We start from the raw sequence: 13,636 nt of genomic DNA on the forward strand, positions 1-13,636 counted from the left end.
CAAATCGTAATCCGCTGTACCGCGTCGCGACGGCGTGCCGGCCTGTCATCGACGGGGCGCGTGTCCGCGGCTCGACCCGCGTGATCCATCCGGCAGCAGCGGCGCGATGTCGATGGCCTCGGCCATCGCGCGATAGCCCGCATCGCCTGGATGCAAATGATCGCCCGAATCGAACCCGGGCCGCAGGCGGCGCGGGTGGGCGGGGTCGCGCAGGACTGCGTCGAAGTCGACGACGGCATCCAACGCCCCGGCCGTGCGGATCCACTGGTTCAGTTGCTGGCGCAGGTGTTCCTTGTCGGCACTGTAGTGTCCCGCATAGGGCGTGCCGGCGAGGGCGCCTTCGAACGGCGGCAGCGTGCCCGCCGTCACGCGCACGCCGCGCACGTGGGCCGCGGCGACCAGTTGCCGGTAGGCTGCCGTGAGCTCGTCGAGCGAGGCCGCGCGCTCGTTCGGCGCGAACGGGCTGCCCGGCCAGCCGATGTCGTTAATGCCGAGTAAAACGATCACGTCCGACACGCCGGGCTGGCTGAGCACGTCCTGTTCTAAGCGGGCGAGGGCGCTTCGCCCCATGCCGTCGCGCGCCAGGCGTCCGCCTGAGATGCCGGCGTTGGCGACCGCGATGCCGTGCCGTGCCAGGCGCTCCGCGAGGACGTCGGGCCAGCGGCGATCCGCGTCCGGCGTCGACCCGTTGCCGTCCGTGATCGAATCGCCGAGGGTGACGACGGTGCGGCCCCGTGCCGCGGCCTCGACCATGACGGCGTTCAGGAACAGGCGTCCGCCGAAGCTAGAGGTGTCGTTGCCCATGGCGACCTGCACGGTCTGCTGCGCGCCCCAGTGAAAACTCGCCACAGGTGTGGGTGCGGGCAGCCAGGTCGTCACGGTCAGCCGGGACAGGGGCTGCACGGCGAGCGCGACAGGGTCGCTCGTCGCCGTCGCGCCCGGCAGGATGGCGATGCCCGGTTGGCCGGCAAAGGTCAGCGTCCGGCTGGCGCGCGCATCTTCGACGCGCACCGCGCCGAGCCGCACGGGCTCGTGGCCATACCGGTTCGAGAACACGAGGCGGATGCGGCGGCCGCCGGCGCTGAGGCGGACGGTCTCGCGCAGGGTTGCGTTGTCGAGGCGGGCCGGGACGTTCATCGGCAGCGTGAAACCGGCGTCCCAGGCGGGCTGCGGCGCCGCGTACCAGGACGTCATCCAATGGTCGTCCGCCAGTGCCTGCGGCGATCCGGATGCCAGGACGAGGGTGAGTGCCGTGATCAGTTTATGGTGAGTCATCGTGAGTTCCTTTGCGTAGAGAGCCCACGATAGGTCATTCAAGACTGGCGATGAAGATGGTAGGATCGAACATCATTCATTCCAATATCGAATAGATGGATACTCTGCACGCGATGCGCGTGTTCGTGCGCACCCTCGAGCTGGGCAGCCTGTCGGCAGCGGCCCGCGAATTCGGCACGACGCAGCCGACCGTCAGCAAATGGCTGGCCCAGCTGGAGCGCCAGTTGCGCGTGCGTTTGTTCGAACGCAGCACGCGCGGCCTGTCGCCGACGGAGCAGGGCCAGCGCTTTCACGCGGACGCCAAGCGGCTCATCGAGCAATTCGACACGGCCGTGGGGGACGTGCAAGGCATGACGGGGCAGGTGGCCGGGCTGTTGCGCATCAATGCGCCCGTCGCGCTCGGGCAGTTCCGCATCAATGCGATGGTGCAGCGGTTCATGGCGGACCACCCGGGCATCGACGTCGAGCTGATCCTGAACGACCGCTTCGTCGACCTCGTCGAGGAAGGCGTCGACGTGGCGTTCCGGCTGGGCGGCACCTTGCCGCCGGAGGCGATCGGCCGGCACCTGACGACGATACCGCGCTTCCTGGTGGCGGCCCCGGCGTATCTCGCCCGGCGCGGTGTGCCCGACGTGCCGGACGCGTTATCCGCGCATGACTTCGTGCGCTTTGCCTGGACGCCCGGCAATACGGTGGAGTTGTTCCGTGGGAACGAACAGGCGCGTCTCCCGACATCGAGCCGCTTTCGCGTGAACAATGCGCTGGCGATCCGCGAGGCGCTGGCGATGGGCAGCGGGATCGGGGTGTGTCCGGAATGGCTGGTCCGCGATCTGCTGGATCGGGGCGACCTGGTGCGGGTACTGGATGGGTGGACGGCGCGTGCGCAGGCGTTAACGCTGCTCTATCCGTCGCGGCAGTTTCAGCCGCTGCGGACGAGGCTGTTCATCGACTACGCCGTCGAGCAATTTCAGGGATGAAGCGGGTTGTTCGGTTCGATGCACGGCTGCGGGAGCGGCGTCCGGCTTTTCGCGCCGGACTTTCTGAACCTTGGAAACACGAGGGAGCGCTCCCCGCAGTCGCTGCAAAGGATGTGCTCGCTGCTCCACAGAATGCGCATCAAGGGCGTACGCGCGATCCGGCGGACGTAGGTGGAACCACATTCGGGGCAAGAGGCCATGGCGATGTACCGGTAGGTGTTGAAGATTAATTAACAACATACCAGCCATTGCTGAGTTACACGGTGCGGTAGCGCACAATGGCGCGCGTCCGTGATGTGTCATGTGTGTCGCATGAGACGGACGCCGCACCGTGGCACGATCAGTTGTTGTGGTTTTGCGACTATACGAAAGCTCTGGTCCAGCTAAAACCGTAAAACGAAAGATTTTCCTGCTCATATTCGCGATATTCGTCGGAGTTCTTTCTTTTTTGTTGACGAATTATTTTCTTTTTTCTAAATTAACTCCGCTCTTAGCTTTCGAAAACGAAAGTGAAAATTTAAAAATAAGACCGGAGACCACGCATGAAGACATCACCTGCGGCACGCGGTGCCGCTGTTCGAAAATCCCTGCTCGTCCTGACCCTGCTGTCGGGCGCGGCAGGGATGCAGGACGCACGGGCGCAATCCATTACCGGTGGCCTGTACGGCTCGGTACCGGCCGGCCAAGCCGCAGGCAAGGTGAGTGTGACCGTCACGAGTGCGCAAACCGGCTTCAGACGCGACCTGCAACCCGATGCGCAGGGCCGCTACAAGACCTCGGGCCTGAACCCGGGCCTCTACACCGTGACGTTCAAGGAAGGCAACAATATTATTGCCGAGCGCCAAGTCAGCGTGCGGCCGAACAGCGACACGGCCGTCGTCGCCGTCGCGGCGGAAGACCAGGGCGGCGGGCAGACGCCGGCCATCGTCACCGTCACGGGGCAGTCGGCCCAGACGACGGTGATCCCTATCGACGTGTCCACCCCGGAAATGTCCAGCCACTACAGCCGGGAACTCATCAACACCCTGCCGCTCGCCGCGTCGGCCAACGTCGAGACCATCGCGCGGCTGCGCTCCAACGTGCGCTACGACCAGAATACGACCGGGCTGGTGCAACTCGGCGGCGCCTCGCCGGCAGAGAATCGCTACTACCTCAACGAGTTCGATACCACCAACGACCGTACCCTGCTGGGCGCCAACCGCCTGCCGCGCGAGGCGATCCAGGATACCGAAGTGATGGCGGGCAGTTTCGGGGCATCGTGGACGAACGCGACCGGCGGCGTCATGGCGCAGACGGTGCGCCAGGGCTCGAACAACTTCCAGGCGGGTTATTCGATGTACTACACGCCGCGCTCAGCGACCAGCCTGGTGCCGAGCGACAAGGACATCCGCGACGGTCAGGGGGGCTACTACCGCTACGCCTCCAGCAATTACAGCGAGGCGAGTACGACGCACTACCTCTGGGCCTCGGGCGCGCTGATCAAGGATAAACTGTTCGCCTTCGCGCTGTTGGGGGACAAGCTGCCTTCGAACAGCTACAGCTTCAGCCAGAACCGCGAATCGGTCGCCAGCTCGCGCAGCAAGAACGCGCTGCTGAACCTGACCTGGAACATCAACGAGGACCACACTCTCAACCTGATCGGCTCGCGAGCCTGGAGCAGCACCAGCACCAGCACGTACCGCCTGCTGAAGGACTACACGACCCAGGCCGGCGCCTGGTCGTCCAGTGCCTACTCGCCGGTGACGGAGCGCATGCTGATTGCCAACTACCACGGCAATATCACCGACAACCTGCAAGTGCGGCTGATGGGCGGTTTCCTCGGCCAGATCAACGACCGGGCGCATGGCGCCGAGGACGTCCCCTACGTCGATTCCTACAGCAGCCGGACGCAGAAGACGACGAACATCGGCATCCAGGACCGCACTGTCAACTTCCGTCCCGACGATTATTGGCGCCGCGGCTACAAGGGCGACGTCACCTGGCGCCTGGCGGATCACCGGATCGTGTTCGGCGCCGAGTACTACAAGCACTTCCTCGGCCAGGACTGGCACACGCCGCAAGCCGGCTGGTACACCTACTACGACCGTCCGAATGCCGTGCAGTTGCCCAATGGCGAACAGGTCAGCGGCCAGTATGTCGGCTACTACTTCAACCGCGAGTTCGGCAACATGGTGTCGATCAACAAGGCCGCCTACCTCGAGGATTACTGGAAGGCGGGCGACCACGTGATCGTCTACGGCGGCCTGCGCTTCGACAAATACATCAACAAGGACGCGCTGGAGCGCCCGCTGTTCTCGTTCCCGATGACTTCGCCGCGCGTCGGCGTGTCGTGGGATGTGAAGGGCGATTCCAGCCTCAAGGTCGGCGCCAACCTCGGCCGTTATTCGCTGTCCATGCCGTCCAACTTCAGCTTCGGCGTTGCCGAGTCGCACCTCGAACAGCGCAAGTGGTACCGCTACACCGGAATCGACCCGGCGACCAGGGCGCCGCTGGGCCTGACGCAGATCGGCTCGACCTACACCGTGCCGGGCCACGACGGCATCCCGCCGGAGGCCTACCAGGTGTCGACCACCAACCTGAAGGCACCTTACCAGAACGAGTTGCAGCTCTATGCGCAGAAGGCATTCAGCCGCAGCTGGGTGGGCCAGGTCGACTTCGGCTACGCCGATCTGAAGCGCGTCATCAACTCGACCTGCTATGGCCAGGGCATCGCCCGGTATGCCAACACGCACGGCTACCCGGACTACCCGAGCGACTATGAGTGTTTCGAGTTGAACCCGGGCGAGGACCTGACCGTGACGCGTGACTTCAGCGGCACCGGCAAGCTGGAATCGCTGACCATCCCGGCCGCCGCGTTCGGACTGCCCAAGCCCAAGCACAAGTACATCCACATGACCTTCGACGCGAGCCACTCGCGCAGCGCCGCCGAGCCCTGGTACCTCAACCTGAGCTATACCTGGACGCGCTCGTTCGGCAACGACAACGGCTTCCTCAACCTGGAGAACCGCAACGCGGGCTACATCGGGCAAACCGGGATCTACGACTTCCCCGAGACCATCCAGGGCGCCAACGGCAACCTGACCAACGACGTGCGGCATGCGTTCACCGCCTCGGCCGCCTTCTATTTCCAGAACGGCCTGCGCACCAGCGGCATCCTCAGCATGCACAGCGGTGAGCCCGTCAGCTGCTTCGGCCTCAAGCCGGACGTGAACAGCATCTCCTACAACTGGGGAGACTGGGGACATTACTGCGACGCGTCCATGACGCCGGTCGGCATCAAGACGGCCGGCACCAGCGGGCGCCTGCCGTTCTTCTGGCAGGTCGACCTGGGCGTGGGCTACGACAGGAACATCGGCGCGCACAACAAACTGAGCATCGACCTGAGCATCCAGAACCTCTTTAACCGCCGCGGCATCACCGACCGCTACAACACCTACAGCGCCGACGTGAACGCGGACAATACCATCGTGCCGGATGTCAACTGGGGCATCCCGAGCCAATACCAGTCGCCGCGCAAGGCCTCGCTGGCGCTGCGCTATACCTACCGCTGATCCGACCGGAGCCCATGCCTTGAATATTTCGAGAACGCTACAGGCAGGCCTGCTGGCCCTCGCCATGACGGGCACGGCGGCGCTTGCTGCTGCACCAGCCGCGCATCCGCCCCATTTCGCCATCGCCGGCGCGCGGTTCGAGCTCGACGGTAAGCCCTTCGTCATCCGCTCCGGCGACATGCACTATCCGCGCATTCCACGCGCCGCGTGGCGCGCGCGGCTGCGCATGGCGCGGGCGATGGGGCTGAACACCGTGACCACCTACGCCTTCTGGTTTCAGCACGAGCCCGAGCCGGGGCAGTGGGATTTTTCGGGCCAGAACGACCTGCGCACCTTCATCAAGACCGCCGCCGAGGAAGGTCTGAACGTCGTGCTGCGTCCCGGGCCCTATGTCTGCGCCGAGGTGGACTTCGGCGGCTTTCCGGCCTGGCTGCTGCGCACGCCGGGGTTGCGGGTGCGCTCCATGGACGCGCGTTACCTGGCCGCCAGCGCCCGCTACTTCAAGCGACTCGCGCAGGAGGTGGGCGACCTGCAGAGCAGCCGCGGCGGCCCCATCCTGATGCTGCAGCTGGAGAACGAGTACGGTTCCTTCGGGCGCGATCACGACTACTTGCGTGCCGTGCGGGCGCAGATGCGCGCGGCCGGCTTCGACGCGCCGCTGTTCACGTCCGACGGCGCCGCCGGGCGGCTGTTCGAAGGCGGCACGCTGGCCGATGTGCCTGCCGTCGTGAATTTCGGCGGCGGCGCGGACGACGCCAAAGGCTCCATCGAAGAACTGGCCGCGTGGCGCAAGCAAGGTCCGCGCATGGCGGGTGAATACTGGGCCGGCTGGTTCGACCACTGGGGCGAGCAACACCACAACCAGAGCCCCGAGGAAGCCGCGCGCACGGTGGACTGGATGCTGGCGCAGGGCGTCTCATTCAACCTCTACATGTTCCACGGCGGTACCAGCTTCGGCTGGCTGGCCGGTGCGAACTATTCGGGCACCGAACCTTATCAGCCCGACACGACCAGCTACGACTACGACGCCGCGCTGGACGAGGCCGGCCGCCCGACCCCCAAGTACTTCGCGTTGCGCGAGGTCATCGCCAAGCATGTGAAGGAAGCGTTGCCGTCGGTGCCCGCCGCCCCGCAGCCGCAGGCGCTGCCCGCCTTCGCGCTGCAGCCGGCAGGCAGCCTGCTCGCGCGGCTGGACGTGCTGTCCGAGGCGCAGTCTTCGCGCTGGATCCGGCCGATGGAGGCGTTCGGCCAGAACTACGGTTACATCCTCTACCGCAAGCGCCTGGATGCGCCGGCCAAGGGACAACTTGTACTGAACGAGCTGCACGACCAGGCCACCGTGCTGGCCGACGGCCGCGTCATCGGCCGGCTGGACCGGCGCCGCGGCGAGAACACACTGGCGGTCGATCTGCCCGCGGGCACGCAGATCGACCTGCTCGTCGAGGCGATGGGCCGCATCGGCTTTGGCGCCAAGCTGGTGGACGACAACAAGGGCATCACGCGCAGCGTGGCGCTGGACAAGGAGGAACTGGAAGGATGGACGGTCTATCCGCTGCCGATGGACGCCGCGGCACTGAAGCGCCTGCCCGCCGGCGCGTCGGGCGACATGACGGCGCCGGGATTCTGGCGCGGCACGCTGACGCTCGACAAGCCCGCGGACACCTTCCTGGACACGCGAGGCTGGGGCAAGGGTCAGGTCTGGGTCAACGGCCGTCACCTTGGCCGCTTCTGGCGCATCGGCCCCCAGCAAACGCTCTACCTGCCCGCTTCGTGGTTGAAGGCGGGCAAGAACGACGTGCTGGTCTTCACCACCGAGCCGCCCACGGCGACGACCATGCAGGGTCTGGCCGGGCCGGTGTACGAGACACCATAGCCCGCGTCGGGACTTACACCACCGATCCCAGCTTGAAGATCGGCAAATACATGGCCACGACGAGGCCACCGATCAGCACGCCCAGGATCACCATGATCATGGGTTCCATCAGCGATGACAGCGTCTTGACGGCCTCGTCCACTTCTTCCTCGTAGAAGTCGGCCACCTTGCCCAGCATGCCGTCCAGCGCGCCGGATTCTTCGCCGATGGCGACCATTTGCGTGACCATGCTCGGGAAGACGTTGGCGTTCTGCATCGCGACCGTCAGGCTCGTGCCCGTGCTGACTTCCGTCTGGATTTTTTTCGTCGCTTCCAGATAGACATTGTTGCCGGCGGCGCCGCCAACGGAGTCCAGGGCTTCGACGAGCGGCACGCCGGCGGCGAACATCGTGGACAGCGTGCGGGTCCAGCGGGCGATCGTGCCCTTGCGGATCACGTCGCCGAACACGGGGATCCGCAACAAGATGCGATCCATCGCTTGCTGCACCTTGAGCGACCGGCGCCACGCCTGGAAGAAGAAGTACAGGGCGCCGAAGAGCGAGCCGAAGATGAGGTACCACCATTGCACGACGAAATCGGAGATGCCCATCACGATCAAGGTCGGGGCCGGCAGGTTCGCGCCGAAGCTGGAGAACACGGATTTGAACGCGGGCACGACCCAGATCATGATCACGGCCGTGACGACGAAGGCGATCGCGAGGATCGCGCACGGGTACATCAGCGCGCCCTTGATCTTGGCCTTCAGCGCGAGCGTCTTTTCCTTGTAGATCGCCAGACGCGTCAGCAGGTCTTCGAGAATACCGGCCTGCTCGCCGGCGCCGACGAGGTTGCAGAACAGCGGGTCGAAGTACAGCGGGTATTTGCGGAAGGCGTTGTTCAAGCTGGTGCCCGTCTCGATGTCGGCGCGCAAGTCCATGATCAGCTTGGACATCGACGGGTTCGCGTGGCCTTTGCCGACGATGTCGAACGATTGCAGCAGCGGGACGCCGGCTCTCATCATCGTGGCCAGCTGGCGCGTGAACAGGGTCAGGTCCTTGTCCTGGATCTTCTTGCCGCTGCGATACACCTTCTTCTTGACCTTGGTGACCATGATGCCCTGGCGGCGCAGGGTCACGTTGACGATGGTCTCGCCGCCGGCGCGCATTTCGCCGCGTACGGTCTTGCCGGTCTTGTCCTTGCCTTCCCAGGCGAAGATGTATTCCTTGACCTGCGCGTTGGGAGCGCGGCGTGCCGGAGCGGATGTCGTTGCCATGTTTGGATCCTTATTCGTTCGTGCAGCCGAGCACTTCCTCGAGGCTCGTCAGGCCTTGCTTCACTTTCATGAGGCCGGACCGGCGCAGCGACTTCACGCCCTCGGCCTCGGCCTGGGCGGCGATTTCCATTGCGTTGCCGTGCGCCAGGATCAGGGCCTCGATCGCGGGCGTGATCGGCATGATCTGGTAGATGCCCACGCGGCCCTTGTAGCCGGAGCCGAGGCAGCGTTCGCAGCCGACGGGGCCGTAAGGCTTCCAGTCGCTGTCCAGGTCGTCTTCGCGGAAACCGGCCGCCTTCAACGTGTCGCGCCCGATGTCGAGCGGCTGCTTGCACGTGCACAGGCGGCGCGCGAGGCGCTGGGCGGTGATCAGGATGACGGACGAGGCGATGTTGAACGGGGCCACGCCCATATTCATCAGGCGCGTCAGGGTCGACGGCGCGTCGTTCGTGTGCAGCGTGGAAAACACCATGTGGCCGGTCTGCGCCGCCTTGATGGCGATGTCAGCCGTTTCCAGGTCGCGGATCTCGCCGACCATGATGATGTCCGGGTCCTGGCGCAGAAAGGCTTTCAGCGCGACGGGGAACGTGAGGCCCGCTTTTTCGTTGACGTTGACCTGGTTCACGCCGGGCAGGTTGATCTCGGCCGGGTCTTCCGCCGTCGAGATATTGATCCCGGGCTTGTTCAGCAAATTCAGGCAACTGTACAGCGACACGGTTTTACCGGAGCCCGTCGGACCCGTCACGAGCACCATGCCGTACGGGCGCGTGATGGCATCGATGAGGAGGGCTTTCTGGTCCGGGTCGTAGCCGAGCGAGTCGATGCCCATCTGGGCTTGCGTCGCGTCGAGGATACGCATGACCGTCTTTTCGCCGAACAGGGTCGGCAAGGTGCTCACACGGAAATCGATGGTCTTCGTGGGCGACAGCACGAGGCGCATGCGGCCGTCCTGCGGCACGCGCTTTTCCGAGATGTCGAGCTTGGCCAGCACCTTGATGCGCGAGACGAGCTTGTCGCGGATCGACAGCGGCGGGGCCAGGTGGTCGCGCAGCACGCCGTCCACGCGCAGGCGGATGCGGTACTGTTTTTCGTACGGTTCGAAGTGGATGTCCGACGCGCCCAGGTTGATGGCATCCATCAGGACCTTGTTCAGGAAGCGCACGATCGGCGCATCCTCGACTTCCGCCGCGGCCGCGGCCGCTTCCGCCGCCCCCGCCTGCGGTTCTTCCTCGGCGAATTCGATGTCGCCTTCGTCGCCGACGAGTTCGCTCAAGTCCTGCTCGGCACTCTTGGAAATGTTCGCCAGCAGGGCAAGCAGGGCGTCGTGGGCGACGATGACCGGTTCGACCGTCGATTCGCTCTGGAACTTGATCTGGTCCAGTGCCTGGGTATTCGTCGGGTCGGACAGCGCCACCGACATCTTGTTGCCGCGCCGGGCCAGCGCGACGACGCGCTGCGCCTGCATCAGCTTGGGGTCGATGGCGTTGACGGGCAGCGCGTCCGGGCTGAGGGTGGCGAGGTCGAGCAGCGGGTAGCCGAAGGTCTCGGCGCAGAAGACAGCCAGGGAGCGCGCATCGACGGCGCCGGCGCCGAGCAAGATGTCGATGAAACCGGCTTTATCGGCACTCGCCTTCTTTTGCAGCGAATCCGCCTGCGGCATGGTCAAGCGTCCCGCCTGCACGAGGGCACGCGCCAGCCCGGGCAATGCAGTGCCAGGGTTGGTGTTGGGGAGGACTGCTGCCATATGGTTAGGGTCGGAAGGACGACAAGAAGCCGGGTAGGACGAACGGCCCCGGCGGATGTTCTTGATGATGCCCGTAGGCATCAAATCGGTCAAGACTTTGTCGTACGGAAAGATGCGTGCATACCACGTGGACAAAATGGTAGGTAACCAGCTGCCAATATCGGGTGAACAACATCGTTATTCCTCCTGCAAGGAACAGGGGAACCGCCGGTTCGTGGCCGGCGGCGCTCGGCCGGCCAAGCCCGATCAGGCTGCCAGCCAGCGTTTGACCGCGACCGGCCGCAACAGTTTCACGACCTTGATGGCCTGGTTCTGCACTTGCACGACTTCGATCACACAGTTGCCGATTTTGAGGGCGATGGGGAATTCCGGAATCTCCTGCAACTGTTCCAGCAGCAGGCCGTTGACAGTCTTCGGGCCGTCGAGGGGCAGGTCGAGGCCCAGCTTTTTATTGATGTCGCGCAGCGGCGTCGTGCCTTCGAGCAGCACTTCGCCCTGGGCATTCCACGCCATCGCGTCGCTGCGCGCGGCGCCCGGCGTGGAGGTCGTGAAGTCGCCGATCATTTCCTCGATGATGTCTTCGAGGGTGACGAGACCCTGCACCTCGCCGTATTCGTCGACGATGATGCCCAGCCGCTCCTTGTTTTCCTGGAAATACTGGAGCTGCGTGAAGACGCCCGTGTCTTGCGGAATGAAGTATGGCTCCGTCAACAGTTCGCGGAAGTGGTCGATCGTGAGGTCGTCTTCCTCGTTCAGCAGCGCGACCGCCTTGCGCACGTGCAGGATGCCGACGATGCGGTTGATCTCGCCTTCGTACACGGGCAGCTTGTTGTGGTAGCACGTGGTCAGCTCGGCCTTGATGTCGTCGACGGGCAGCGCGAGGTTCAGCGCCTCGATCTGGGGACGCGGCGTCATGATGTCTTCGACGGAGATCTTTTCCAGCTCGAACAGGTTCAGCAGGATGCTCTTGTGCTTTTGCGGAATATAACTGCCCGCTTCCAGCACGACGGAGCGCAATTCCTCCGGCGACAGGCGCTGCTGGGCATCCGCATGGCCGGCCCCGACGCCGCGGATGCCCAGCAGCCGCAGCAGGCCTTTCACGAACAGGTTGACGAACCAGATGGCCGGCTTGGCCACCTTCATCAGCGGTCGCAGCACGAAGCTGGAACCGAGCGAGATGCGCTCCGGATAGGTGGCGCCGATGATCTTCGGAGAGATCTCCGCGAACACGATCAAAAGGAAGGCGACGACGGCCGTGGCGATCGTGATCACGCTTTCGTCGTGGCCGAAGAACAGGATGGCGATGGCCGTGACGAGCGCCGTGGCCATCGCATTGATCAGCGTGTTGGCGATGAGCACGAGGGACAGCAGCTTGTCCGTACGGTCCAGCAGCCACAAGGTGGTGATGGCGCCGCGGTGGCCCCGTTTGGCGAGATGGCGCAAGCGATATTTATTGGCCGCCATCAGGGCGGTTTCCGCCATCGCGAAGAAGGCCGAGCAAAGGATCAGGAGGGCGAGTGCGAGAATGAGCACCCAAAGTGGTACGGTTTCCAAGGATCACCGTCAAGAATCGTCGGGAAACTGGCGAGGCCAGCGCAGAGGCCGATTCTATGACAAGGGGAGGGGGCTTGCAAGTTTGGCTAGAGACGCGGGTTGCCGGGATTCAGGCTGTCGACCATCGAGCTCGGGATCAGGATGGTGGCGCCACGCTCTTTCGTCGTCTCATAAATGATGTTCATCGCCCGCAGCTGCAGTGCCGCCGGATGGCCGGCGTACATGTCGGCCGCTTCCACGAACTTCCCGGCGATGGCGGCTTCGGCGGAGCCGAGGATGACCCGCGCCTGCTTCTCGCGTTCGGCCTGGGCCTGGCGCGACATCGCGTCCTGCAGCACCACGGGAATGGCGACGTCGCGGATTTCCACCGAGCCGACGGAGATGCCCCACGGCGCCGTTTTCACGCCGATCGATTCCTTGAGCTGCGCGTCCGCTTCCTTGCGTTCGGAGAGCAGCGCCGTCAGCATCGACATGCCGATCATTTCCCGCAGCGACGTCTGGGCGACCCGGTCGATCGCCTCGCGGTAATTCGTGATCGCCAGCGCGGCCTTCTCCGCATCGTGCACGTGCCAGAAAATGATGGCGTCGACGTTGACCGGGACCGTGTCCTTGGTCAAGGCCTGCTCGGCGTTGAAGGCCGTGGTCTGGATGCGCGTGTCGATGACGGCCACCACGTTGTCGATGACGGGCACGATGGCGAACAAGCCCGCACCCTTGACGCTGTGGAGTTTCCCCAGCCGCAAGATGACGAATTTCTGCCACGCGTTCGCCATCTTCAGCGAGAACGCGAGAATCACGGCCAGGACGACGAGCGGCAATCCGATCAGCGGATCGATCCAGTACGTCAGCACGACGCCGACGCCGAGGCTGACGGCGACCAGGAAGGATGTGACCGGATTCATGGTGTCAGCGGTGCATCCGCTCCCAGGTATGACGGATGGCGGCCTTCACGTTGTCCCAGGCCGACGCCCCGCTGCCCGCGTGCCTGGTCTCCCAATCGTTCTTCAGGGCGGGTTCGACGTCGTCCCAGGTCTGGTCGGGGGCGGGCGCCTCGGCACGCAAGTCGCTGCCGGCGGGCGGGACGGCCCACATCTCGTCATCCTCCGGGGTGCTCCATTGCGCGATGCTGCCCATCGTTTCCTGGAACGTGGTGCCGGCGGGCGGCGCTGAGGCGTTCTGCGTGCCGAAGTAGTGGCTGTCTTCGTGGGGGTGGTGTTGCAGGGCGCCGGGTTCGGTGCCCGGCGGGTAGTTGCGATTCAATGTGTGGCGCATGATGATCTCCCCGGTGTCTCGAGACGAGCGTCGTGCCGGTGAGTGGCCATTGCGGACGGCCGGGGTTGCATCAGCGCGACCAGGTGGTCACTTCATGCAGTACGGCGCTTGATGAAAGCATACTCCGAATCCGGACAG

At 64.7% G+C, this 13,636-nt stretch carries 9 protein-coding genes; 3 read left to right on the top strand and 6 right to left on the bottom strand.

Annotated elements, in window-relative coordinates:
• Nucleotides 1–45: 45 nt before the first annotated feature.
• Nucleotides 46–1,275, bottom strand: a complete 1,230-nt coding sequence (locus BVG12_RS25130) for an SGNH/GDSL hydrolase family protein (protein ID WP_075794767.1) — start codon at nucleotides 1,273–1,275, stop codon at nucleotides 46–48.
• A gap of 95 nt (nucleotides 1,276–1,370) precedes the next feature.
• Here BVG12_RS25130 and BVG12_RS25135 point away from each other — a divergent pair, with 95 nt between their 5' ends.
• From BVG12_RS25135 to BVG12_RS25145, 3 genes are all read left to right on the top strand, one after another.
• Nucleotides 1,371–2,252: a LysR family transcriptional regulator gene (locus BVG12_RS25135; RefSeq protein WP_075794768.1), complete on the top strand. Its 882-nt coding sequence runs from the start codon at nucleotides 1,371–1,373 to the stop codon at nucleotides 2,250–2,252.
• Nucleotides 2,253–2,794: 542 nt separating this feature from the next.
• The gene (locus BVG12_RS25140; protein WP_075794769.1) at nucleotides 2,795–5,803 is read left to right on the top strand and encodes a TonB-dependent receptor; all 3,009 of its coding nucleotides are present in this window, start codon (nucleotides 2,795–2,797) and stop codon (nucleotides 5,801–5,803) included.
• A gap of 19 nt (nucleotides 5,804–5,822) precedes the next feature.
• On the top strand, nucleotides 5,823–7,676 hold the full coding sequence (locus BVG12_RS25145) for a glycoside hydrolase family 35 protein (protein ID WP_169926838.1): 1,854 nt from the start codon (nucleotides 5,823–5,825) through the stop codon (nucleotides 7,674–7,676).
• Between the two features lie 13 nt (nucleotides 7,677–7,689).
• On the opposite strand, the gene BVG12_RS25150 is transcribed toward BVG12_RS25145, so the two are convergent.
• The 5 genes from BVG12_RS25150 to BVG12_RS25170 all read right to left on the bottom strand — a co-directional run bounded on the left by BVG12_RS25150 (nucleotide 7,690) and on the right by BVG12_RS25170 (nucleotide 13,498).
• Nucleotides 7,690–8,928, bottom strand: a complete 1,239-nt coding sequence (locus BVG12_RS25150) for a type II secretion system F family protein (protein WP_075794771.1) — start codon at nucleotides 8,926–8,928, stop codon at nucleotides 7,690–7,692.
• Nucleotides 8,929–8,938: 10 nt separating this feature from the next.
• A complete protein-coding gene (gene pilB, locus BVG12_RS25155) occupies nucleotides 8,939–10,672 on the bottom strand; it encodes a type IV-A pilus assembly ATPase PilB (protein WP_075794772.1) in 1,734 nt (577 codons plus the stop codon).
• 246 nt (nucleotides 10,673–10,918) lie between these two features.
• On the bottom strand, nucleotides 10,919–12,226 hold the full coding sequence (locus BVG12_RS25160; protein WP_075794773.1) for an HlyC/CorC family transporter: 1,308 nt from the start codon (nucleotides 12,224–12,226) through the stop codon (nucleotides 10,919–10,921).
• Between the two features lie 86 nt (nucleotides 12,227–12,312).
• Nucleotides 12,313–13,128 carry a slipin family protein gene (locus tag BVG12_RS25165; protein ID WP_075794774.1) on the bottom strand — a complete coding sequence of 272 codons (816 nt, stop codon included), beginning with the start codon at nucleotides 13,126–13,128 and terminating at the stop codon, nucleotides 12,313–12,315.
• A gap of 4 nt (nucleotides 13,129–13,132) precedes the next feature.
• Nucleotides 13,133–13,498 carry a hypothetical protein gene (locus BVG12_RS25170; protein ID WP_075794775.1) on the bottom strand — a complete coding sequence of 122 codons (366 nt, stop codon included), beginning with the start codon at nucleotides 13,496–13,498 and terminating at the stop codon, nucleotides 13,133–13,135.
• Nucleotides 13,499–13,636 lie beyond the last annotated feature (138 nt).

Source organism: Massilia putida (assembly GCF_001941825.1).
GTDB classification, from domain to species: domain Bacteria; phylum Pseudomonadota; class Gammaproteobacteria; order Burkholderiales; family Burkholderiaceae_D; genus Telluria; species Telluria putida.

Coding starts and splice junctions, on each gene's coding strand:
- BVG12_RS25165 (WP_075794774.1), bottom strand. CDS start 13,128: ATGAATCCGGTCACATCCTTCCTGGTCGCCGTCAGCCTCGGCGTCGGC.
- BVG12_RS25135 (WP_075794768.1), top strand. CDS start 1,371: ATGGATACTCTGCACGCGATGCGCGTGTTCGTGCGCACCCTCGAGCTG.
- BVG12_RS25170 (WP_075794775.1), bottom strand. CDS start 13,498: ATGCGCCACACATTGAATCGCAACTACCCGCCGGGCACCGAACCCGGC.
- BVG12_RS25150 (WP_075794771.1), bottom strand. CDS start 8,928: ATGGCAACGACATCCGCTCCGGCACGCCGCGCTCCCAACGCGCAGGTC.
- BVG12_RS25140 (WP_075794769.1), top strand. CDS start 2,795: ATGAAGACATCACCTGCGGCACGCGGTGCCGCTGTTCGAAAATCCCTG.
- BVG12_RS25130 (WP_075794767.1), bottom strand. CDS start 1,275: ATGACTCACCATAAACTGATCACGGCACTCACCCTCGTCCTGGCATCC.
- pilB (WP_075794772.1), bottom strand. CDS start 10,672: ATGGCAGCAGTCCTCCCCAACACCAACCCTGGCACTGCATTGCCCGGG.